Annotated in this window: 18 protein-coding genes and 1 riboswitch; of the genes, 11 read left to right on the top strand and 7 right to left on the bottom strand. The window is 72.6% G+C overall.

The genetic code is table 11. The annotated features are described in order from the left end of the window. The first annotated feature begins 286 nt into the window (after positions 1-286). Positions 287-2,185, top strand: coding sequence for a sigma-70 family RNA polymerase sigma factor (locus QBL21_RS02760; protein ID WP_407560358.1), 1,899 nt, complete (start codon positions 287-289; stop codon positions 2,183-2,185). Between the two features lie 168 nt (positions 2,186-2,353). Here QBL21_RS02760 and QBL21_RS02755 read toward each other — a convergent pair whose 3' ends face one another. Next, positions 2,354-3,802 (bottom strand): MFS transporter, encoded by a 1,449-nt coding sequence (locus QBL21_RS02755; protein ID WP_407560357.1) that lies wholly within the window; start codon positions 3,800-3,802, stop codon positions 2,354-2,356. An 810-nt stretch (positions 3,803-4,612) separates the two neighbouring features. Between QBL21_RS02755 and QBL21_RS02750 the strand changes: the two genes are divergently transcribed. The 6 genes from QBL21_RS02750 to QBL21_RS02725 all read left to right on the top strand — a co-directional run bounded on the left by QBL21_RS02750 (position 4,613) and on the right by QBL21_RS02725 (position 13,009). After that, complete coding sequence (locus tag QBL21_RS02750; protein ID WP_407560356.1) at positions 4,613-6,715, top strand: asparagine synthase-related protein; 2,103 nt, start codon at positions 4,613-4,615, stop codon at positions 6,713-6,715. Between the two features lie 84 nt (positions 6,716-6,799). Then, entirely contained in the window at positions 6,800-8,221 is a 1,422-nt protein-coding gene (gene lhgO, locus QBL21_RS02745; RefSeq protein ID WP_407560355.1) for an L-2-hydroxyglutarate oxidase, read from the top strand. Positions 8,222-8,276: 55 nt separating this feature from the next. Beyond that, a complete protein-coding gene (gene trmB / locus QBL21_RS02740; RefSeq protein WP_407560354.1) occupies positions 8,277-9,041 on the top strand; it encodes a tRNA (guanosine(46)-N7)-methyltransferase TrmB in 765 nt (254 codons plus the stop codon). Between the two features lie 64 nt (positions 9,042-9,105). Next, complete coding sequence (locus QBL21_RS02735; RefSeq protein ID WP_407560353.1) at positions 9,106-10,467, top strand: PrsW family intramembrane metalloprotease; 1,362 nt, start codon at positions 9,106-9,108, stop codon at positions 10,465-10,467. A 128-nt stretch (positions 10,468-10,595) separates the two neighbouring features. Then, positions 10,596-12,287: a YDG/SRA domain-containing protein gene (locus QBL21_RS02730; RefSeq protein ID WP_407560352.1), complete on the top strand. Its 1,692-nt coding sequence runs from the start codon at positions 10,596-10,598 to the stop codon at positions 12,285-12,287. A gap of 29 nt (positions 12,288-12,316) precedes the next feature. Further along, positions 12,317-13,009: a hypothetical protein gene (locus QBL21_RS02725; protein WP_407560351.1), complete on the top strand. Its 693-nt coding sequence runs from the start codon at positions 12,317-12,319 to the stop codon at positions 13,007-13,009. A gap of 110 nt (positions 13,010-13,119) precedes the next feature. Here QBL21_RS02725 and QBL21_RS02720 read toward each other — a convergent pair whose 3' ends face one another. Together QBL21_RS02720 and QBL21_RS02715 are read right to left on the bottom strand one after the other, a co-directional pair. After that, entirely contained in the window at positions 13,120-13,521 is a 402-nt protein-coding gene (locus tag QBL21_RS02720) for a hypothetical protein (protein ID WP_407560350.1), read from the bottom strand. Between the two features lie 17 nt (positions 13,522-13,538). Beyond that, entirely contained in the window at positions 13,539-13,706 is a 168-nt protein-coding gene (locus tag QBL21_RS02715; RefSeq protein WP_407560349.1) for a hypothetical protein, read from the bottom strand. A gap of 114 nt (positions 13,707-13,820) precedes the next feature. Here QBL21_RS02715 and QBL21_RS02710 point away from each other — a divergent pair, with 114 nt between their 5' ends. The 4 genes from QBL21_RS02710 (at position 13,821) to QBL21_RS02695 (ending at position 16,324) form a co-directional block, all read left to right on the top strand. Continuing rightward, a complete protein-coding gene (locus QBL21_RS02710) occupies positions 13,821-14,651 on the top strand; it encodes a Scr1 family TA system antitoxin-like transcriptional regulator (RefSeq protein WP_407560348.1) in 831 nt (276 codons plus the stop codon). Further along, a complete protein-coding gene (locus QBL21_RS02705) occupies positions 14,648-14,854 on the top strand; it encodes a DUF397 domain-containing protein (protein ID WP_407560347.1) in 207 nt (68 codons plus the stop codon). The genes QBL21_RS02710 and QBL21_RS02705 overlap by 4 nt, the downstream gene beginning before the upstream one ends. Before the next feature lie 472 nt (positions 14,855-15,326). Beyond that, positions 15,327-15,920, top strand: coding sequence for a hypothetical protein (locus tag QBL21_RS02700; RefSeq protein WP_407560346.1), 594 nt, complete (start codon positions 15,327-15,329; stop codon positions 15,918-15,920). A gap of 38 nt (positions 15,921-15,958) precedes the next feature. Then, on the top strand, positions 15,959-16,324 hold the full coding sequence (locus tag QBL21_RS02695) for a VOC family protein (protein ID WP_407560345.1): 366 nt from the start codon (positions 15,959-15,961) through the stop codon (positions 16,322-16,324). 223 nt (positions 16,325-16,547) lie between these two features. On the opposite strand, the gene QBL21_RS02690 is transcribed toward QBL21_RS02695, so the two are convergent. The 4 genes from QBL21_RS02690 to QBL21_RS02675 form a co-directional block, all read right to left on the bottom strand. Continuing rightward, on the bottom strand, positions 16,548-17,675 hold the full coding sequence (locus QBL21_RS02690) for a M23 family metallopeptidase (RefSeq protein ID WP_407560344.1): 1,128 nt from the start codon (positions 17,673-17,675) through the stop codon (positions 16,548-16,550). Between the two features lie 11 nt (positions 17,676-17,686). After that, a riboswitch (cyclic di-AMP (ydaO/yuaA leader) is annotated at positions 17,687-17,861 on the bottom strand. Between the two features lie 223 nt (positions 17,862-18,084). Next, on the bottom strand, positions 18,085-19,428 hold the full coding sequence (locus QBL21_RS02685) for a PP2C family protein-serine/threonine phosphatase (RefSeq protein ID WP_407560343.1): 1,344 nt from the start codon (positions 19,426-19,428) through the stop codon (positions 18,085-18,087). A 238-nt stretch (positions 19,429-19,666) separates the two neighbouring features. Then, positions 19,667-20,938, bottom strand: a complete 1,272-nt coding sequence (locus tag QBL21_RS02680) for a cytochrome P450 (RefSeq protein WP_407560342.1) — start codon at positions 20,936-20,938, stop codon at positions 19,667-19,669. After that, positions 20,935-22,155 (bottom strand): cytochrome P450, encoded by a 1,221-nt coding sequence (locus QBL21_RS02675; protein WP_407566281.1) that lies wholly within the window; start codon positions 22,153-22,155, stop codon positions 20,935-20,937. The genes QBL21_RS02680 and QBL21_RS02675 overlap by 4 nt, the downstream gene beginning before the upstream one ends. Positions 22,156-22,269 lie beyond the last annotated feature (114 nt).

Genomic DNA, 22,269 nt, shown 5'->3' with positions numbered 1-22,269 from the left:
CGGGCCCGGCGGTGATTCCCCTTGACGGGTGGCCTCGCCGGCAGTGCTTCGTGTTGACGGGGTCCCTCGTCAGGGTGCGTCCCGGCTCCTTACCGGCACCCGGCCCGGCCGTCGGCGGCGTCGTCAAGCGATGCGGACGCGTACCCCGAAAGCGGGGTCCCTAGTGCGTCGAGCCGGGGAAAACCCCCCAACGGGTGGTTGGCCGTCAACGCGGACGGCAGGCAGGGCCCGCTGTGGCACGCTCACCCGATGACGGGCGGGACGAGCGTCTACGGGAGCTTGCGGCATGGCAGTTGACGATCGGGACGATCGCGGGCGGGCCATGGACAGCGGGGCCTCCGGCGCTTCGCCGTCGCCCTCGGGCGGGTCGCCCGGCGGTGGCGCCGACGAGGCCGTGGGCGCCATCCCGAAGCAGCGCGAGCGGCGGGACGAGGGTGTCACCAGCTCCCTGCCCTCCGACACGGAGCTGGTCGCCCGGATGCGTACGGGCGACGACAGCGCGTACGAGGAGCTGTACCAGCGGCACGCCCCGGCGGTCCGCAGGTACGCGCGTACCTGCTGCCGCGACTCGCACACCGCAGACGACCTCACCGCCGAGGTCTTCGCGCGCACGCTCCAGGCGGTCCGCGGCGGGGCGGGGCCGGAGACCGCGGTCCGGGCGTATCTGCTGACGACCGTGCGGCGGGTCGCCGCCGCCTGGACGAAGACCGCCAAGCGCGAGCAACTCGTCGACGACTTCGCCGTCTTCGCCACCCGGGCCGCGCGGCCGGGCTCCGACGACGACACCCTCGACCTCGGCGCCGACGTACAGGCCATGCACGAGGCCGAGCAGTCGATGGCGGTGCAGGCGTTCCGCAGCCTGCCCGAGCGCTGGCAGACCGTGCTGTGGCACACGACGGTGGAGGAAGAGTCGCCCAGCGAGGTCGCGCCGCTGCTCGGGCTCACCGCAAACGCCACCGCCGTGCTCGCGCACCGCGCCCGCGAGGGGCTCAAGCAGGCGTACCTCCAGGCGCACGTCTCCACCGCGCTCACCGCGGGCGGCGACTGCGCCCGCTACGCGGACCGGCTCGGCGCGTACGCCCGCGGCGGGCTGCGGATGCGCGCCGAGCGGGGGCTGCGCAAGCACCTGGACGACTGCGTGCGGTGCCGCATGGCGGCGCTGGAGGTCGCCGACGTCAACTCCCGGCTCAGCGCGCTGCTTCCGGTCGCGGTGGTCGGCTGGTTCGCCTCGGCCGCGGTGGCGAAGGCCGCGGGGTTCGCGGGCGTCGGCGCGGGTGCGGGGGCGGCGGGTGGCGCCGGTGCGGGGGCCGCGGCGGCGGGCGGGGTCGGCGTCGGGGGCGGTGCGGGCTCGGGGGCTGCCGGTGGTGCGGCCGGCGGGGCGGCGGCGGGCGAGGGGATCGGTGCGCCGGTCAAGGTCGCGGCGGCGGCCGGCATCGTCGTAGCCGCGGCGGCAGCGGCGCTGGCGCTGATGCTGTCCGGCGACGACCCCGAGAAGGAGCCGGTCGCCAACCCGCCCGCCACGTCGGCCCCGGCGCCGCCCCCCGCGCCCCCGCCCGCGACGGAGCCGGAGCCCGCTCCCCCGCCGCCCTCCCCGGAGCCGGCGGAGCCCACGCCGACGCCGACCCCCACCCCGGCGCCGCGGGAGCCCTCCCCCCGCCCCACCCCGACGCCCGAGCCCACGCCGACACCGACCCCGACGCCCACCCCGCCGCCCCGTACGCCGCCCCCGGCGCCACCACCGCCCCCCGCCGAGCCGTACCGCGTGGCCGGCCTGGCGACCGACGCCTTCGGCGACGGCACGGAGCCGGAGATCGTGGCCGACCGCAGCGGCTGGTGGTGGCAGCGCGAGGACCTGGACATCGGCGGCCGGACGTACGCCCATGGCGTGACGGTCCACGCGAAGTCGTCGCTGGAGATCGAGCTGAACCGCGCCTGCACGCGCTACCGGGCGGCGGCCGGGATCGACGACATGATGTACCGCCTGGGCGCGGCCAGGTTCAGCGTCTACGGGGACGGCGCCCGGCTGTGGCGCTCGGACTGGGTCCGGGCGGGCGAGCAGGCGGCCGAGGTCGACGTGGGACTGCCGGAAGGCACGGAGTCGATCCGGCTGGAGGCGGAGCCGCAGCACCCCATCCACACCGCGCTGCTGACGGACTGGGCGGCCTCGGTCATCGACTGCCGCTGAGCGGCTTCGCGTCGGCCGGCTTCGCTGCGAGGGGTTTCACGGTGGCGGGCTTCCCTGTGGCGGCTCTCCGGTGGCCGGTGCGACCCGTGCCACGCCCGGCGCGCAGCCCACGTGCAGCACGCGGCGCCCACGCCCGGCGCGTAGCGGCCTACGCCCCGCGCGTACCGCCTACGCCGGCGCGACCAGCAGCGGGCGCGCCCGCTCCCGCAACTCCGCGACCATCGGCTCGTCTCCGTACGGCTCCAGCCGCGCCAGCAGGTCCTTCACGTACTCCGTCGTCCGCGCCGACGAGATCCGCCCCGCGACCTCCACCGCCCGCGTCCCCTGCGCGCACGCCGCGTCCAGGTTCCCCGACTCCAGCTCCGCGACCGCCGCCACGATCAGCCGCAGCCCGTGCGAGCGTACGAACGCCTCCGTCGGCCGCGCCAGCGCCTGTTCCGTGAACCGCCGCACCTGGCGCGGCACCCGCAGGTCGCGGTAGCACTCGGCGGCGTCGGCGGCCAGCCGGTCGTAGGCGTAGAAGTCGAGCCAGGCCGGGTCAGGGTCGCCCTCGCGGGCCCGCTCCAGCCAGCTCTCCGCCGCCGCCAGGGCCGTCCCGCACGACGGCTCGTCCTGTGCGCGGGCGTGCGCCCGCGCCTCGACGAGGTGGAAGAAGCTCATGGCACGCGCGGTCGCCAACCCCCTGTTGCGCTCGATCGCGGCCTGGGCGAGGTCCACGCCCTCGTCGGCGAAGCCGCGGTACGTCGCCTGAAGCGACATCGACGCCAGGACGTACCCCCCGAGCGGCACATCCGCCGCCGCCCGCGCGAGCCGCAGCGCCTGGATGTAGTACCGCTGCGCCGCCTCCTGCTGCCCCGTGTCGAAGGCCATCCACCCGGCGAGCCGCGTCAGTTCCGCGGTCGCGCCGAAGAGCGAGCGCCCGACCTCGTCGGTGTACGCGCCGAGCAGCAGCGGCGTCGCGTCCACCCGCAGGCACTCCGGCACCATCGACGCCCGCCAGTCGCCGCCCCCGTACTTGGAGTCCCAGCGCCGCGCCTCGTCCGCCGCGTCGCGCAGCTTGGCGACGTCGCTGTGCCCCACGCGCCGCGGCCCGGAGCCTTCGCCGGCGGCGGGCGCGTGCTGCGCGTCGACGCCGTCGAGGCCGCGGGCGACCGAGCCGTCGGCCGGCGTGATCAGCCAGCGGGAGGCGGGCGTCGCGTACGCGCTGACGGCGAAGGAGCCGGCGAGGCTCTGCCATATGCCGCCGCTGCCGGCGCGCCGCCCGGCGAGGTCGAGCCGGTACAGCTCGGTGGCCGAGCGCACCGCCTCGCCGACGTCGCGCGGGAAGGCGAGGCCGACTTCGGGGGCGGGGTCGGTGTCGGCCAGCCCTATCTCGTGCAGCGGCACGGGGCGGCCGAGCTTGCCGGCGATCGCCGTGGCGATCAGGTGGGGCGCGGCGCCCTGCGGCACCATCCCCTTCGTCACCCACCGGGCGACTGACGTCTTGTCGTACCGCAGCGTCATGCCGCGCTGCGCGCCGAGGTCATTGACCCGGCGGGCGAGTCCGGCGTTGCTGATCCCGGCGAGCGCGAGCATGTGGCCCAGCTTCTCGTTCGGCCCGCGTGGCGTCCTGGACATGCACACCCCTCGACCACCGACGGCTCCCGTCCGGCAGGTGGGGATCCGGCCGGGTCGCATATGCACCCAGCGTAGTTCGCCGGATCCCGACCGTTAAGAGGAATGTTTCCGGATGGCGGGATTGCAGCGCGCGTGCTCCGGGGTCATGTGGCGGTGCGCCGTACGTGCGCTCTGGCTGCAAAGGGCCGCGCACGCTTGGCTGGTTGCCCGTGGGTCGGCTCGCCGCGCCTGGGAAAGCGGCGGGCCTGGGGAACTCCGCCGTCATTCATCCCCGCGGGCGGCGGCTCACGGTCCGGGGAGCGCGGGACGCTTCCCGGACCGCACAAGCATGCGTGCGGGCCCGTGGTTGGATGGAATTGCGCCGCGTGCAGAATGGCTGAATGACGCCCCTCGCGGCGGGTGTAGATCGGGCGTACGGGACGGCCGTACCGGAGTCCGGGCGCCGTCCGGGCACCCGTACCGCGTTCCGGACGCGCCCCGGCGGCCCCTTCTTCAGGGCCCGTTGATCCTTTTCCCGGTGGATTGCCGGTGGATTGCCGACGGGTGCCCGGCGCGTTCCCGGCGGACTGATCCTTTTCCCGGCGGGACCGCGGGTTCGGCCCGTAGCGCGCCCCCCGAGGGCGCTTCCGGCCGGGACCGGCAGACTCCCGCGCGACGGCATCCACTCACATGCGCCCCTCTCGTGGCAGCATTGGTCCTGACGAAGCGGCAGTACGCCCTGAGGGCGGCGGAGTTGATGCCGATCGCCCGGCTCGCCTGGCTTGCTTGGCATATGCCGATACGTCCCCGGTTGCCCACGAGGAGGCGCGCATGCGGTGGTTGGTGGGGTGGAGCAGTTCCGCCGCCGCGCCCTCGTTCCTCGACGGCGCGCAGACCGCCGAGGACTACGACCTCCACCCCGTCGGCGCCCAACTCGTCTGGGGCGGCCCCGATCCGCTCTGGGCGGTCGGCGACTGGCGGCCCGACGAGATCCGGGTCGTCGACGTCGCGCCGCTGATCCGGCTCGCGATCTTCGGCACCTGCGGGGCGACCGACGACCAGTTGCGGGTGGGCCTGCTGTCCGCCCGCGGCGGCGCCGTACGGCACCTGACCGCCTGGCCCGGCGGGTACACCGCCGTCGCGCAGGTCGGCCGCCGCACCACCGTGCTCGGCGACCTCGCCGGCGCCCGCCCCGTCTTCCACACCGCCTGGGACGGCGGCACCGCGTACGCGACCGCGGCCCTGCCGCTCGCCGACCTCATCGAAGCCGAGCTGGACGTCTCCCACCTCGCCGCCCAACTCGCCTGCCCCGACGTGCCGGAGGCCCTCGGCGACGGCACCCCGTACTCCGGCGTGCACCGCGTGCCGCCCGGCCACGCGCTCATCCTCCGCGAGGGCGCCAAGGAGATCACCGGCTACGAGCCGCGCGCCTCCCTCGCCGTCGCCGCGCCGTCGCTGGACACCGAACCGGCGGTCGCGGGCGTACGCGACGCGCTGGTGGAGTCCGTACGCGCCCGCCTGGCCGCCCCGCGCCACGCGCCCGAACCCGGCTACGGCGGCCTCGACCCCGGCCCCGTACCCGGCATGGGCCCCGCCGACCGCCGCGCCGCCCGCGGCCCCGCGCCGGGCATCGGCGCCGACCTCTCCGGAGGCATCGCCTCCGGCACTCTCGCGCTGCTGGCCGCCGGGCTGCCGGGAGCACCCGGCACACCGCCCGGGCTGGGCCCCGGACAGGGCGAGCGGCTGGTGGCCGTGACGTTCAACGACCTGACGGCGCGCGCCGACGAAGCCGAGCTGGAGCGGGCCCGCACCATCGCCGCCAACCCGCGGCTGCACCACGTCGTGGTGGCCGCCGGCGAGGCGGCGCTGCCGTACGCGGACCTGGAGAGCATGCCGCTGACGGACGAGCCCGGCCCCTCGCTCGTCGCCGCCGCCCGGCACCGCCGCCGGCTGACCGCGGGCAGCGCCGACCACCTCGTGGGCGTCGGCGCCCGCGAAGTCCTCGACGCCCACCCGGCGCGGCTCGCGGACCTGCTGCTGGACCGCCGGCGGCGCTCCCTCTTCCGGCCCGTCACGGCGCTGGCGCGCGCGGAGGGGTCGGTGCTGGCGCCGCTGACCGTCTACCGCGCGGCCCGCAGGCTGGCCCGTACGCCGTACTGGCAGGGCATCTCCGAAGGCGCAGAAGCGCTCCTCGACGACCCCGCTGGCGTGCTCGGCGCGGCGCCCGGGCGCGACCGGGGCGCGGTCGACGCGTCGCTCGCCGCGCTGAGCTGGTGCCGGCCGGGACCGGCGGCGCGGTGGCTGACCGGAGAGGCCCTGGCCGAGGTGTCGGTGCGGCTCCGGGGCTCCGCGGGCACGGCGAACGGCGACGGCACCGGCCGCCCCGGCGAGCGCCGCGCCGCCGCCGCGCTGACGCAGGCCGGCGCCGACTACCGCGTCTTCGAGCAGGCCGCGGAGGTCCGCTTCCAGCGGCTGCACGCCCCCTTCCTCGACAACCAGGTCGTACGGGCCTGCCGCGCCCTGCCCGAGGCGCTGCGCGTCCAGCCCGGGGCCCGGGCGGCGGTGCTCGGCGCCGTGCTCGACGGCGCGGGCATCCGCGGCCTGCCGCCGGGCTGGGGCGAGACCACCGGCCCCGCGGCGGCAGCCGCCTCGGCGGAGCGCATCGGCCTGCGCCGCGCCGCGACGGAGCTGGCCGACCTCTTCCACCGGCCGCTGCTGGCGGACGCGGGTCTGGTGGAGGGCCGGGTCGTACGCAAGGCGCTGCGCGCGGCGGCGGACGGCGAGGCGCTGCCGCTGGGCGGGCTGGCGGAGCTGGTCTCCACCGAGCTGTGGCTCCAGCGGCTGCTGTTGCGGCGTGGGTCGTGCTGGACGGGAGATGCGGCGCCGCGGCAGCGCGCGGTGGCGGGCGGGGTGCCGCCGAGGCTGCCGCTGTAGGAGGCTGGGGGTCTGCACGGCCCCGGGTTTGGCGGCGACCCGCCCGGCCGGGGGATGATGGGGCCGACCCCTGCCGGAGGTGCCATGGCCGACGACTGCGACGTACTCGTGATCGGAGCCGGCATCGTCGGCCTCTCCACGGCGTACGCGCTCACACGTGCCGCCCCCGGCATCCGCGTCCTCGTCCTGGAGAAGGAGCCGGGCCCGGCCCAGCACCAGACCGGGCGCAACAGCGGTGTGCTGCACAGCGGGCTGTACTACCGGCCGGGCTCGCTCAAGGCGCGGTACGCGGTGCAGGGCGCCGCCGAGTTGGTCGAGTTCTGCGCCGAGCACGGGCTGCCGCACGCGGTGACCGGCAAGATCGTCGTCGCCACGGAGCGGGACGAGCTGCCGCGCCTGCACGCGCTCGCGCAGCGCGGGCGCGAGAACGGCATCCCGGTGCGCGAGCTGGGTCCTGCGCAGATCACGGAGTACGAGCCGCATGTGCGGGGGCTGGCGGCGCTGCACGTGGCGACGACGGGGGTGTGCGACTTCCGGGCGGTGGCGCGGACGCTGGCGGAGCTGGCGCGGGAGGCGGGGGCGGAGGTGCGGTACGGGGCGGAGGTACGGACGATCGCGCGACGGCCGGAGGGGGGCAGGTCCCGTACGGCGGACGCCGCGAAGGCCGCGGACGCCACGGGCCCGGTGGGCGCCGCGGGCCTCGTGGGCGCCGCAGACCCGGGAGACGCGGTAACCGCCGCGGACACCGCAGGCACCACCCGCACGGACAACCCCACCGAGACCCCCACCGAGACCCCCATCGAGACCCCCACCGACGCCCCCGCCCGCCTCGGTGTCGCCGCGCGCGCCGGTGTCGCCGTCCGCACCGCCGCCGGGCAGGTCGTCCGCGCCCGCGCCCTGGTCAACTGCGCCGGCCTGCACTCCGACCGCGTCGCCCGCCTCGCCGGCGACCGCCCCGGGCTGCGCATCGTCCCGTTCCGCGGCGAGTACTACGAGCTGGCCCCGCACGCCGCCGACCTCGTCCGCGGCCTCGTCTACCCCGTGCCCGACCCCGCGTTCCCGTTCCTCGGCGTCCACCTCACCCGCGGCATCGACGGCGCCGTCCACCTCGGCCCCAACGCCGTCCCCGCGCTGGCCCGGGAGGGCTACTCCCGTACGAGCCTCAGCCCCCGCGACGCCGCGGCCACGCTCGCGTACCCCGGAAGCTGGCGCATAGCCCGCCGCCACTGGCGCTACGGCGCCGGCGAGCTGCACCGCTCCGTCTCCCGCCGGGCCTTCACGGCGGCGGTACGGCGGCTGCTGCCGGCGGTCGACGAGGGGGACCTGCGCCCGGCGCAGGCGGGCGTGCGGGCGCAGGCGGTGCTGCCGGACGGGGAACTGGTGGACGACTTCCGGTTCGCGGAGGGCCCGCGGACGATCCACGTACTGAACGCCCCGTCCCCCGCGGCGACGGCGTCCCTGCCGATCGGCAGGGAGATCGCCCGCAGAGTGCTCGCCTTACTGTGACCAGCGGGGACCACCGCGCAGCCGCCCCGGGTCCCCTCCGTAAAATGTGGGCACTGTGTCCGAGAATTCCGATCAGCACGATCGTCCCCAGCCCAGGTTCCCCGACGGCCCCGCGCCCGCGCCGGCCGGGCCGCAGTACAACGAGCGCCGCATCCGCTCCTTCGTCCCGCGCCGCAGCCGCGTGACCCTCGCGCAGGGCGAGGCCCTGACGCGGCTCTGGCCGAAGTGGGGCTTCGACATCGACGGCGCGTACGTCCTCGACCTGGACGACCTCTTCGACGGCCGCCCGGTCGTCCTGGAGATCGGCTTCGGCATGGGCGAGGCGACCGCCGAGATGGCCGCCGCCGACCCCGCCACCGGCATCCTCGCCGTCGACGTCCACACCCCCGGCCAGGGCAACCTGCTGCGGCTCATCGAGCAGCGGAGCCTGACGAACGTACGCATCGGCAACGGCGACGCCGTCATCCTGCTCCGCGAGATGCTGCCCCCGGCCGCGCTCGCGGGGATGCGGATCTACTTCCCGGACCCGTGGCCCAAGAAGCGGCACAACAAGCGCCGGCTCATCCAGCCGGAGTTCCTGGCGCTGGCGGCTTCGCGGCTGGCGCCGGGCGCGGTGCTGCACTGCGCGACGGACTGGGAGCCGTACGCGGAGTGGATGCTGGAGACGCTGGAGGCGTCGCGGTACTTCGAGAACGCCCACCCCGGCGGCGGCTACGCGCCCCGCCCGGACTTCCGCCCGCGGACCCGCTTCGAGGGACACGGGCTCGGAAAGGGGCACATCGTGAACGATCTGCTCTTCCGCCGCATCGACGATGAATAGCCCGTCGCGCGCGACGGCAGGGACTGGCTAGGGTCGAGGGGTGCGGTACGGAGGCGCTCAGCTCATGGCCCGGCCGCGGGAGCCCGAGGAATTCGGCCCGCGCCCGGAGTACGGGGACGCGTGCCCGAAATCCGCGGAGCCCGCCGGACCCGCCGGACCCGCGGAACCCGCGGAGCCCGCCGCGCCCCCACCCGCCCGCCGACGGTTCTGGCGCAGGCGCGGCGTACGAATAGCCGCGGTCTCGACCGTGCTGACGCTGGCGGGCCTGGCCATCCTGGTGCTGGTGTGGCTGGAGACCGGCACGCGCGGAATGCTGGTGGGCAGCGGGCTGGCACTGCTGCCGGTGCCGCTGCTGATCGCGGGCTTCCTGTGGCTGGACCGGGTGGCGCCCGGCGCCTGGCGCTACCGCATCTTCGCGTTCGCCTGGGGCGCCTTCGCGGCGACCCTCGTCGCGATGCTGGCGAACACCTTCGCCGCCCGCTGGATCGCCACCGGCCTGCCCACGGCGTCCTCGCGGGAGGAGGACCTGTGGGGGATGGCGGTCGTGGCGCCGGTGGTGGAGGAGACGGCGAAGGCGGCGGCGATCCTGCTGCTGTTCCTGTGGCGCCGGTACTACTTCTCCAGCCTGGTCGACGGCCTGGTGCTGGCGGGGATCATCGGCACGGGCTTCGCTTTCACCGAGAACATCCTGTACCTGGGCAGGGCGTACGACGAGGACCAGACCTTCGGCGACTCCGGCCCCCTGGCCACGGTCACCGTGACGTTCATCGCCCGCATCGTCTTCTCCCCGTTCGCGCACCCGCTGTTCACGGCGATGGCGGGCATAGGCTTCGGCCTGGCGGCACTGACGCACACCCGCCGGCGACTACGCCGCATCCTGCTCCCGGTGGCCGGCCTGCTCCTGGCGATCGCGATGCACGCGCTGTGGAACGGCTCGGCGGTGATGAACGGCTACGCCTTCCTCGGCGCGTACGCCTTCGTGATGGCACCGGTGTTCGGCCTGCTGGTGTGGCTGGCGATCTGGTCCCGCGGCGGCAAGCTCCGCACGATACGGGACCAACTCCCCGCCTACGCCCACGCCGGCTGGCTGGTCCCCGCGGAACCGGTGGCCCTCTCGTCCCTACGCGCCCGCAAGATAGCCCGCTCCCTCGCCCGCCACGCCCACGGCGACGAGGCCCGCCGCGCGGTGACCGACTACGAACGCGCGGCCACCACCCTGGCCATCCTCCGCGCCCAGGCCACCCAAGGCCGCCCGCCCCCGAACTACGCGGACCGCGAACGAGCGCTGCTGGCCACGATGTGGACCAACAAGTCGATAGCCCAACCCGCCCTGACCAGAGCCGCCTACACCACCAACCCCCCACCCCGACCCCTCTGGCCCCCACCCCCAGGCCCGCCCCACCCAGACAACACCCCCCGCGGCTGACCGCCTCCGCAACCACCCACGGCGCCGCCGGGGTCGAAGTCTCCGGCATGTCTGTGCCTGCCATTAGCATCAGCGTCAGCACTTCGCGTACCGCTAGTGCATCGAACGATGCCTTGGCAGGAGAAAGCATGTCTCGACCCTCGAAGCGACCGCAGTTCGGCCACCCCCAAGGAGTTCGAGAGAATGATCATTTCGATGGTCATCGCGAGCTCTACGACCACAACGTGCATCGAAGCTACGGTCAGGGGATCTCGGGCACCGAGGCATCAGGTGCGGACTCCATAGTCCTGTCCGGCGGTTACGAGGACGACACCTTTGATGGTCGGGAGATCATCTATACGGGCAAGGGTGGGCGCAACGAGGCAACTGGCAAGGAGGTTGCCGATCAGTCCATGAGCACCTCTGCGAATGCCGCGCTCGTCACCTCACAGGAGACCGGTCTCCCGGTGCGTGTGATCGAAGGGCTGGACATCAGAGGCGGGAAGGCGCGCGGGGGCTACGCCTATCGAGGGCTCTGGCGTGTGGTGGAAAGCTGGACAGAACCCGGCAAGGAGAATTACCTTATATGCCGGTTCAAGCTGGTCAAATTCACCGAAGAGGAGAGTGCCACCGCCGGGGTCGTTGACGCGGCCAGCGACGAGGAGCAGCCGATGCAGCCTTTGCAGTGGGAAGAGGAGCCACAGGAGGACGAGCTTCGGGAGTCGACGAAGAAGTACCTTCCTGACACGGTCGTATGGACCACCGACTGGACCACGGGCGCCCTCAAGGAGCAGTTGGAGCGCGGCGTCTTCGACGTCGAGCCTCCCTTTCAACGCAGGGCCGTCTGGGACAACCGGAAGGCGTCGCTGTACATCGAGTCCCTCCTGCTTGGCTGCCCCGTCCCTCCTATCACCTTGGCCGAGGTTCCGCGCAACCAGAAGAACAACTTCCAGTACATCGTGATCGATGGGAAGCAGCGCCTCAGCACACTCAAGCGCTTCGCCGTTGACCACGACTTGAAGCTGACCGGCTTGCAGATCTTGCAGGAACTCAACGGGAAATCCTACCCGGAAGTGGCCGACTCCCCGGAGTTCGAGCGCTTCGAGAACCTCCCGATCCGCACGGTCGTCATGCGCAACTGGAAGAGGGATGAGGTACTACAGTTCGTCTTCCATCGCCTCAACAGCCAGGTGACCCCCCTCTCCACCCATGAACTCCGTCGGTCGCTCATGGCGGGCCACTTCACCCGGTACCTGGACGAGCGCTCCGCTAACTCCCGGCAGATCCGCCTGATTCTCGGGATCAACAAACCAGACTATCGGCTTCGTGACGCCGAGCTGCTGCTGCGCAGTATCTCTTTCTGCGCCTACCTCCCGCGCTACAAGGGAAACCTCAAGAAGTTCCTGGACTCCACGACACGCACACTGAACACGTCATGGAATCCCCATCTGGCGCAGGAGTTGGACAAGATCGTGGACGGTATCGAGTCTGCGATAACGACCACGTACGCCGTATTCGGCAATGACTCGTTTCAGAGGTTTGACGAAGGCTTCGCCACCCGCCGATTCAACCGCGCGGTCTACGACGTGATGGTCACTACCCTTCGCTTCCCTGACGTCAGCGAACGGGTGTTGGAGCTTCGTGAAGATGCCCGCGAGGCGTTCGTCCAACTCTTCAAACACGATCGAGAGTTCGACAGGTGGACCGAAGCGACGACCAAGGGCCGCGAGGCGGTGCTGGGCCGCATTCACCGGTGGGGTAGCACACTCCAGGAGGTCACCGGGATCACCGACCTCACATCCCGAGTGGAAGCCGGGGCACTCCAACGCATCACTGACTGACGCGGGCGGGGGCTAACGTGAAGTCTCGTGTGCTGATCCGTCGCGGAGATTCGCTTCTCTTTCGCGAGAGTTGCTTGAAGGACAGATTTCTCACCCCGGTGCTCGGGGCAACCGGATGGGATCCCCATACCCTCGACGCGGTATGCGCGTACGTGGGCTTGCTCCACGCTGAATCAGAAGCAGCCTTGGAGTTCGTCGTCAAGAACACCCTGGACCACTCTGTTGATGTGTCCAAGAGGTACGAGACGCACAGAGTTTTGACGAACGCTCTTATCTACTACAAGCGCCATCTCCAGTCGCGAATACCCGAGTTGGATCTGATACCTAGGCGTAGATTCCTTCAGGAAAATCCTGAGGTGGCAGTGACACTCTGGAAAGATCACGCGGGTGGTCACTACGATCGGCTCATCAAGAACAACCACGGCGCGGGAATCAAGTACGTGGAGAAGCTTCTGCACCCTCTCGGCGTAGTCGTTGATCGAGAACGCTTCACGACGCTTGAACGCAACTGTGGACTAGTCGAGATAGCCGATGTCGCGACCATCGGGTCCACTACCCTCCAGGAGTTCGTGGGGCTCCGCGGCGTGGCCATGCACGCGGACCTAGCCGCTGTCGCGACGCGGCTCGCAGCGTCAAACCCTGTAGAGATCGGCAGACGCGGCAGAGCGGCGGCGGAATTCACCGCAAGGCTAGCTGCGACGATCGCAAGATCGGCCTGGTGAGGTGAACCGCGGCAGCGGCAGTAGCGCTAGCGGCGTGGTCCTGCGTGATTCGGATCCCGAGGCCACCTCCCCACACGTTCCGATACCGCCTCTGGCGGCGGGAATGCCAATCAGGAGCTCGGCCCGGGCCCGCAGCCGCGAGGGTCCAGCCAGCGGAGGATGTCGGTGATCCGTGGCTTTCCAGGGTCGTCGAGCGTGGCGACGCTGAGGGAAGCGTCGGCACGGAGGGTGCGGTCAGGGTGTTGGCGGTACATGACCACGAGGGCTTCGGCGGCGCCACCGGCGTAGGCGATTGGAGAGTCGAGGCCCGTGGGCAGATCCACCCAGGCATCGTGGAGATCCACGCCCCAGTCTGCCGCCGTGGCGGCGACGACGAGACCGCGACCGGTTTCGTTGTCGGGGGTGGGCTTGGCCGGGTTCGGGACCGAGTCCGTGCCGGGGTCGTGGAGTTCGAGGCGAAGGTGGGTGTCTCGCATCGAGGTCGTGAGCGCGGCTGGGACGCTGATGCCCACGTGGCAGATGATGTTGGTCACGAGCTAGGTCGCGCAGAGGTGGGCAGCGTGAGCCGCAGGTGGCGTTGGAGAACGCGGCGTAGTCCGGCGACCTCCTCGGGGTTGGCGGGGAAGTCCAGTTCCCAGCGCTTGCGCACCAGGCACTTGCCCCACACCGTTTGATCGAGGTGGTCGGTGTTGTACATCTCCGGTCACGGTCCTTCGTTTGTCGCTCTCCGTGTCTCCACTGTCGCCCAACGTGCGTACGATCTGAAGGGGACGGGTGTCCCAGGACCACCGTTGAGAGATGAGAACCTCCCATGCCGCAGCGACCACGCGAGTTGACCCCCGACCGTTCGGCGCGGCACCTCTTCGGTGCCGAGGTCCGCCGCTACCGAGAACAGGCCGGCATGAGCCTCGAAGGACTCGCCGACGTGGTGAAGTACAGCCGAAGCCACTTAGCGCGGATCGAACTTGCGGAGTGTGTGCCGCCCCCCGACCTTGCTGCGGCGCTTGACGCGGCCTTCGGGACGGATGGGATCTTCCAACGGCTTTACGCGCTGGCCAGGCACGAGGTGCACCCGGACAAGTACCGGCGAAGGATGGAGCTTGAAGCTCAGGCACGCGCCATCGGGGAGTATGCGGGAGTCCTCGTGCCCGGGATCGTGCAGACCGAGGAGTATGCGCGCGCTGTTTTCCGGGCACAGAGGCCCCGGGCCACCAAGGACCAGGTCGAAGAGATGGTCACCGCCCGCATGGGACGGCAGGCGTTGTTGGCATCCGATCGGCCTCCCGAGTTCTCGGCCGTCCTGGACGAAGCGGTGCTGTGTCGTCCCGTTGGTGGCCCCGGAGTGATGGGCGCACAACTGGACCGGCTGCGCGAGTTGACGCACACGGAGAACACGGTGATTCAGGTGCTTCCCTCGGCGCACGGCGAACACGCCTTGTTGGGTGGGTCGTTGGCACTCTTCACGTTGGAACGTGGGACCTACGTCGCGTATGAGGAGAGCATCGGGACGGGGCAACTGCTGGAGGATCCGGAACTGGTCGACACGCGACGGCGCGCCTACGATCTGCTCAGGGCGTACGCGCTGTCACCCAAGGACTCCGCGGCGCTCATCCAGTCGATAAGGGAGGCGCTCCCCACATGAGCACGATCCACTGGGTCAAATCCAGCTACAGCAATGGTGATGGCGGCGGCTGCGTCGAGTGGGCGCCTGCCGTTGCCGCCTCCGGCGTGGTTCCCGTGCGGGACAGCAAGGATCCCGGTGGTCCTGCGCTCGCGTTTTCTGCCGCGGGGTGGCGGGCCTTTGTTGCGGGTGTTCGGGCCGGGGAGTTCTCCGACCGCTTCTGAGCTGCGGGAAGTCCGCGGGGGCGGGAGTTATCCACAGGGGGAAGCGGAGGGTGGGGATCCGGGGGAGGGTAGGGGCATGACGGGGGAACGACGGGCGCTGGGGGAACTGGCGGCGGCTCATGGTGGCGTGTTGGTTTGTGCTGAGGCTTTGGCGGCCGGGTGGTCGGCCGGGGTGTTGGTGCGGAGGTTGCGGCGGGAGGGGTGGCGGAGGGTTCGGGCCGGGGTGTGGGTGGAGCCCGGGCGGGGGGAGGATCTGCGGCTGCGGTTGCGGGTGGCGCAGGCCGGGCGGGCGGACTTGGTCGTCAGTCACAGTGCGGCTGCCCATCTGCTCGGGATCGAAGTGCTGGCCGTGCGGGCCGAGTTCACTCACGTGCGGGGGCGGGGGCGGGCGCCTGCGGGGTGTCTTCTGCATCGGTCCGTGGTGAGGGCGGAGGAGATCAGCGCCGTTGCCGGGTTGCGGGTGACCGGGGCCGTGCGGACTCTGGTCGACCTGCTACGTACGGCGGAGCGGGACGCGGCGCTGGTGGCCGTGGAGTCGGCGTTGACCCGGCGGCCCATGGGGCCCGGCGGGGCGTGGCCGCGGCGGTGGCGGGAGCGGGTGACGGATCTGCATGCGGTTTCCGAGGCCGTCGCCGGGGCCGGGCGGCGGCGGGGGGTGGTCGCCGCGCGGGAGCGGCTGGCGCTGGTCGATCCGCGGTCCGGGTCGCCCGCGGAGACGGTGGCGCGGCTGCGGATGCACGACGCCGGGTTGCGGCCGCTCAGCCAGGTGCCGTTCACCGCGCCCAACGGCCGGCGGATACGTGTCGACTTCTTCTTCCCCGCGGCGGGGCTCGTCGTGGAGATCGAGGGGTACGGCTACCACGGCGGCCGGGCGGCTCATCTCGCCGACGTCGAGCGCTTCAACGACCTGGGGCGCTGTCGCGAGGTCCGGCGCATGCTGCGGTTCACCGCCAACGACGTCTTCGAGCGGCCCCAGCGGATGCTCCACACGATCCGCGCCGCCCTGGGGGAGATCGCCGTCGAGGACTGCCCTGCCGCCGCTGGTGCTGCCGGCGCGGTTGCCTGAGCGGCGTCTCGCCGCTCGCTGCGTGGCAGGGTGGTCCGATGGACGCCTATGTCAGGAACATCGTGCTCGACTGTGCCGACGCCCGCGAGCTTGCCGACTTCTATACGCGGTTGCTCGGCATGCGGGTCATCCGTGAGGACTGGATGGTGATCGCCAAGGACGAAGACAGCTTTCCGCGGCTGGCCTTCGAGGTAGTGGCCGGCTACCGGCCGCCGCTCTGGCCCGACTTCGATCGCACCTACCCCCAGCAGATGCACATCTGCTTCGGCGTAGACGATTCCGTCGCCGCGGGCGAGCTGGCCCTGCGGCTGGGGGCCACGCGGCTTTCCGATGCGGGCGGGACCTGTCCGGTGTTCGCGGATCCGGCCGGGCATCCGTTCTGTCTCTGCGGGCCCGGGGAGTAGGTCCCGGGAAAAGGCCGACGGCCCTGGTGTCGGGGGGTCGGCCACCAGGGCCGCCGGCGGTCTCGGTGCGCGCCCGGACGCCACGGGGGAAGGTGCGTACGGGCACGCCGGAGACGTGGGAGAAGGGTTTATGGGGGCGTGTGCGGTCGTCGGGCGGGCGGGGGCGGTGTGTCTTCGAGGTCCCGGCCCGGGCAGAGCCGGGGCCCGGGCCCCGCCGCGTCGGTCAGACCGGTGCGCCCATGTTGCGCAGCCAGGCGAGGGGGTCCACTGCGTCCCCGCCGCCGGGTCGTACTTCCAGGTGCAGGTGCGGGCCGGTGACGTTGCCCGTGGCGCCTACGCGCCCGATGACGTCGGCGGTGGTGACCTCACCGGAGGACTGGATGATGGAGGACAGGTGGCAGTACCAGATCTCGGTGCCGTCATCGAGCGTGAGGACGATGCGGTAGCCGTACGAGCCGGCCCAGCCGGCCTCGGTGATCGTGCCGCCGTGTACGGCCTTGACCGGGGTGCCGGTGGAGGCGGCGAAGTCCTGGCCGGTGTGGCCGGCGGCCCACATGTCGCCGGACTCGCCGAACGTCGAGGTGAGCGTGTAGTTGGCGACCGGGGCGACGTAGCTGGCGGCGAGCTTGGCGAGGCGCTCGGCCTCCGCCTTCCGGCGGGCCTCCTCCTCGGCCTTGCGCTTGCGCTCCTCCTCCAGGCGGCGCTGGCGCTCCTCTTCCTCCGCCTTCGCGTCGGCGGCCTCCTCGGCCGCCTGCTTGGCGGCTTCGGCCTCGGCCTCGGCGCGCGCGGAGGCGTCGGCCTCCGCCTGCTGCTGCTCGGCCTGCTCAAGGATGCGCGCCCGCAGGGCCTCGCCGGAGTCGGCGGTCGGGGTCGCGGTGCCGGAGCCGGCGTCGCTCGCGTAGCTGACCTGGGTGAGCGGGGCCGTGGTGACGACGGTGTCGGAGGCGGGCTCCTCGTCCGTCGGTATCAGCTCGCCGACGCCCGGAAGGCTCTCCGCGTCCGGGAGTTGGGCGCTGATCTGGCTGGTGACGGAGTCGACCTGGTCGGGCATGGATATCGCGACCGGGGGCTTTTCCTGCGCCGTGGCCATGCTGCCGGCGCCGACGGCGGCGAAGACGCCGACGCCGAGTACGGCGCCGCTGCGGGCCATGCTGCCACCGCGCTGCTTCGGGAGGCGCCGGCGGCCGCGGGAGGGAAAGTCGTCCTCGGGGAGGACTTCGTCGACCGGCTCTTCGACGGCGTAACCGGTCTGCGCATACCCCTCGGGGGCGGTGCCGCCGGACGCATAGCCGTCGCAGCCGTAATCGTCATAGCCATGGCCGTAGCCAGGCCCAGGCCTGTAGGACGCCACGAAGGCGTACTCCTTTCCTTCCTTCTCGCCTACCGGGTTAGCTGACGGGTTCGGAGCAGGAAGGTCTCCTACGGGCCGCCTCCTGGCGGAGGTTGGCCCGATTCACCCCAAGGTGGTGGTTCCCCGGTTCCCTAGGTGGTGCGTTACTGAAGTTGTGATGCGTGCGGGATTCGGCGACGGCGCACGGTGCCGCCTCTTGCGGCGGCGGTGACGACCGCGCTGCGTTACCGCACGCTAGCGGACGACGGCGTTCGATTCCAAGTCGTTCCCGTTATTCAGTTGTGCTTTACCGCGGACGATCCGGGCATGTACCAGCGGAAACGGACAAGTTGGCGCGTCGGCTACCCGGGGTGAGGTCCGGTCGTTAGCTGATCGTGCATCAGTTGTTATGCGGAGGGGCGCTATTCCACTACGGAGCGTGTGCACGCGAGGGCTCGGCCGGCGGCTGTCCGGAGGGCTTACGGGAGCGGGAGAGCGCGAACAGCGCCATGTCGTCCGCGACCCGTCCGCCCGTGTAGCGGGTGACATCGTCCAGGAGGGTGTCCAGCAGCTCGTGCGGACCGTCGAAGACGCGGCCGTCCAGGTGCTCCAGCGGGTCGTAGAAGACGCCCTCCTGGTTCCGCGCCTCCGTCACGCCGTCGGTGAACAGGACGAGCGACGCCCCCGGCGGGAACGCCACCTCGGTCAGCTCGTCCGGCCACGTGCCCAGGTCGCCCATGCCCAGCGGCAGCGCGTGCTCGTACGGCTGGAGCATCCGCGCCGCGCCGTCCGACCCCAGCAGCACGGGCGCCGGATGGCCGCGGTTGAGCAGCCGCAGCGCGCCGCCGTCGCGGTCGACCTCCGCCAGCACCGCCGTGGTGAACCCCTCCACCCGGTCGAGGCCGCTGCGCCCCGTCTCCTCGCGCTGGAGCGCGCGTTCCAGTCGCCGCGCCACCCCGTCGAGCCCCGGCTCCTCCTCGGCCGCCTCCCGGAAGGCGCCGATGACGACGGCCACGGACTCCACCGCCTCCAGCCCTTTGCCGCGTACGTCGCCGACGATGCAGCGCACGCCATACGGGCCCTCCTGCACGGCGTAGAGGTCGCCGCCGATCCGGGCGTCGGCGTCGGCGGCCTGGTAGCGCGCGGCGACCCGCAGGGCGCCGAAGCCGGCCGGCGGGTTCGGCAGCACCGCGCGCTGCGCGGCGACGGCGACGTGGCGGACGGAGGCCAGCCTGCGGTAGTTGCGCCGGATGAGGACGTTCATGCCGATCGCCAGCGCGCCGATCACGCACTGCGAGATCATCTCGATGATGGATTCGCTGTAGTCGGCGGTGCCGTTGAAGACCTCCAGCAGTACGTCGACGACGACCGCGGCGACCGCGGTGACGACCGTCGCGCGCAGCGACAGCAGCCCGGCCGCGACCAGCGGCGCGGACTCGAAGAACGGGGACGAGGTGACGCCCTGCGGCGTGGCCCAGTAGAACACCGCCCCGACGAGGATCAGCGTCGCCGGCAGCCACCGCAGCGCCCACCCGACGCGCCGCTCGCCGGCGCTGGCCACGTCGGAGCGCCGGGAGCGGGTCGCCGGGTCCAGCGCGCCGCTGCCCGCGCGGTAGGCGCGGCCGTTGCCGTACGGGCCGCGCCGGTACCGATAGGGGCCGGGGCCGTCCCCGTTCCCGTATGGGCCGCCGCCGTCCTGTCCCGCGCCCTGTCCCGCGTGCCGCCCTGCGCCCTGCCCTTCGCCCTGCTCGCCGTCCTCCCGCACCGGCTGCACCTGCCCTCTCCTGCGCTGCCCTCCGTGCGCTGCCCTTCCTGTGCGGCCGACATGCGGGCCCCTGCCGTCGTCCCCCAGGTTTCCCCGTCCCGGGCAGGACGGCGAGCGGGCCGGGCCAGGCGGGTTACCCAGGCACTTCACCCAGGCGGGCGCCCGGGCCGGAAGGTCGCCGGCGGGCGGACCGCGGGCAGGGGGTCGCCCAAGGACAGGGCGCGCGAGAGGCAGGCGGGCTCCGGCGTCAGGTGAGGCGTACCGGGAAGGACTCCAGGTCGTTCTGCGTCAGCACCGGCAGGTTGCGGATCTCCGCCACCGGCACCGCCGCCCGCAGGTCCGGGAACCGGGCGAAGAGCGCCGGCAGCGCCACCGCCGCCTCCAGCCGCGACAGCGCCGCGCCGGGGCAGATGTGCGGCCCGTGCCCGAAGGTCATGTGCCGGATCGGCGTCGGCCGCGCCACGTCGAAGGCGTCCACGTCCGCCCCGTGGTGCCCGGCGTCGCGCCCGATCGCGCGGTACGAGATGACGACGCCCTCGCCCTTCTCGATCACCGTGCCGGCGATCTCGATGTCCTCCGTCGCGAACCGCATCAGCAGGTGGGTGACGGGCGGGTCGTAGCGCAGCGCCTCCTCGATCGCCGTCTCCCACGGCACCTTGCCCTCGCGGACCATGCCGAGCTGCTCGGGGTGGGCCAGCAGTCCGCGCACGGTGGTGAGCAGGAGCGTGATCGTGGTCTCGTGCCCGGCCGCGATCATCGACTTCAGGTTGCCGACGACCTCTTCCTCGGTCAGCGGCTCACCGCCCTCGTCGGCGAGGATCAGCGCGCTGGTGAGGTCGTCGCCCGGCTCCGCGGTCTTCTGCCGCACCATGTCCGTAAACACCCGGTCCAGCTCCGCCATCACGGCAAGCCGCTCGTCCTGCGGGGTGAGCATGGAGAAGAAGGCTTTCCACAGCCGCATCTGCCGGGGGATCTCCGACTCCGCGACGCCCATCAGCGCACACACCACCCGCATCGGCAGCGGCTGCGCGAAGACCTCCTTGAGGTCGACGACCCCGTCGCCGCCGGCCGCCGCGGACTCCAGCGCGTCCAGCAGCTCGGCCGTCACCCGCTCGACCACCGGCCGCAGCGCGTCGAGCCGCCGCGGCGTGATGGCCTGCGCGGTCTTGGTACGCAGCCGCCGGTGCTCGGCGCCGTCGACGGTGAACATCGACCGGCCCGGGTTGACCATCCCGATCAGCGGCCACTCCGCCGTGACCTCGCCCGTCTGCCACAGCCGCCAGGCGCCGATGTCCTTGACCAGCCGCGCGTCGGTGAGCAGTTGCCGCGCCTCCGCGTGCCGTGTGACGGTCCACGCGGGCGCGCCCAGCAGCTCGATCCGGGTGAGCGGGTCGGCGGCGCACAGGTGCGCGGTCTCGCCCGCGAGGTCGCGTACGAGGGGGTCGATGGCCAGCGGCTCGGGGAGGGCTCCGGAGCCGGTCGGGGCGGCGGCGGGGCCGGCGGCGTGCGGGCAGTTCACGGATGACCTCCGGCAGCGCGTACGGGGGTGAAGGTGACCGGCAGCGCGGTCATCCCGCGCAGGAACGCGGACGGCCGCCGCACCAGCGTCCGGGCCGGCACGGACAGGTCGAGGTCGGGCAGCCGGTCGAGGAGCACCTCGATGCCCGTCCGGGCGATGATCTCAGCGATCTCCTGGGCCGGGAAGGGGCAGCGGAAGTCGCCGTAACTGAAGGCGAAGTGGGCGCTGTTGCCCGCCTGCGCGGGTACGCCCCCGTACCCCCCGCCCCCGTACCCGCCGCCGTACCCGCTGCCGTACCCGCCGCCCGTGCCGCCCAGCGCCTGCTGGATCTGCGGGTCGTCGTTGGCGGCGGCGAGGCCGAGGAGCAGCATGTCGCCCGCGCCGACGGGGCGTCCGCCGAGCTGGGTGTCGCGGGCGGCCCAGCGGCCGACGAGGATCTGCGTCGGGGTGTCCTCCCACAGCACCTCGTTCATCGCCTGGCCGACGCTGTGCCGCCCGCCGCCGAGGGCGGCGGCGAAGCGGTCGTCGGTGAGCATGAGCCGGATGGAGTTGCCGATCCAGTCGGCGGTGGGCAGGAAGCCGGCGGCGGTGGTGTCCTTGAGGTCGAGCATGACCTCTTCGTCGGTGAAGTGCATGGGGTCGGCCAGCATCCGGGAGGCGACGTCCTGGCCGGGCGCGAGCCGCTTGTCGGCGACCAGCCGCGTCATGTGCTCGATGAACGTCTCGTACGCCTTGAGCGCCCCGGGCCCGCCGTCCGCCAGCTCGTTGAGCACCTGCGCGAGCTGCCGCCCCTGGGCGTCGGGGAAGCCGATGAGCCGGGCGAGTACGAGCACGGGCAGCGGCACGGCGTAGTCGCCGACGAGTTCGGCGTTGCCGCGGGAGCAGAAGGAGTCGATGAGCCGGTCGGCGAGCTGCTCGCAGTGCCGCCGCAGGTCGAACGGGTCGACGCTCTCCAGCGCGGCGCCGACCATGACGGCGTGCCGGCGGTGGTCGGCGGCGGTGGCGGTGAAGTGGATGGACGGCATGACCTGGCCGACCATCGGCAGCAGCGGCCAGTCGGGCGGGATCTTCTCCCACTGGTTCCACAGCCCGCGATCCCGTGGGAACAGGTCGGGGTCGGAGGTGACCTGGTGCAGCTCGCGGTAGCCGATGACGAGCCAGGCGGGGATGTCGCCGGGCAGCTCGACGGGGACGACGGGGCCGTGGTCGCGGCGCATCTCGCGGTAGAGGTCGCGCGGGTCGGTGTGGAAGCGGGAGCCGCCGAGGGGTACGGCGCCGGCGGCGCCGGAGTGCGCGGGGCAGCCGGCGGGAGGGTCCGAGCCGGGCCCGGG

Source organism: Streptomyces sp. 184 (genome assembly GCF_045781775.1).
Classification (GTDB): Bacteria; Actinomycetota; Actinomycetes; order Streptomycetales; family Streptomycetaceae; genus Streptomyces.
The sequence above is the reverse complement of the archived record's forward strand: the minus strand, read 5'-3'. Positions and strand labels throughout refer to the sequence as shown.

Coding starts and splice junctions, on each gene's coding strand:
- QBL21_RS02705 (WP_407560347.1), top strand. CDS start 14,648: ATGAGCACGATCCACTGGGTCAAATCCAGCTACAGCAATGGTGATGGC.
- QBL21_RS02715 (WP_407560349.1), bottom strand. CDS start 13,706: ATGTACAACACCGACCACCTCGATCAAACGGTGTGGGGCAAGTGCCTG.
- QBL21_RS02695 (WP_407560345.1), top strand. CDS start 15,959: ATGGACGCCTATGTCAGGAACATCGTGCTCGACTGTGCCGACGCCCGC.
- QBL21_RS02710 (WP_407560348.1), top strand. CDS start 13,821: ATGCCGCAGCGACCACGCGAGTTGACCCCCGACCGTTCGGCGCGGCAC.
- QBL21_RS02750 (WP_407560356.1), top strand. CDS start 4,613: ATGCGGTGGTTGGTGGGGTGGAGCAGTTCCGCCGCCGCGCCCTCGTTC.
- QBL21_RS02730 (WP_407560352.1), top strand. CDS start 10,596: ATGTCTCGACCCTCGAAGCGACCGCAGTTCGGCCACCCCCAAGGAGTT.
- QBL21_RS02735 (WP_407560353.1), top strand. CDS start 9,106: ATGGCCCGGCCGCGGGAGCCCGAGGAATTCGGCCCGCGCCCGGAGTAC.
- QBL21_RS02675 (WP_407566281.1), bottom strand. CDS start 22,155: ATGCGCCGCGACCACGGCCCCGTCGTCCCCGTCGAGCTGCCCGGCGAC.
- lhgO (WP_407560355.1), top strand. CDS start 6,800: ATGGCCGACGACTGCGACGTACTCGTGATCGGAGCCGGCATCGTCGGC.
- QBL21_RS02755 (WP_407560357.1), bottom strand. CDS start 3,802: ATGTCCAGGACGCCACGCGGGCCGAACGAGAAGCTGGGCCACATGCTC.
- QBL21_RS02760 (WP_407560358.1), top strand. CDS start 287: ATGGCAGTTGACGATCGGGACGATCGCGGGCGGGCCATGGACAGCGGG.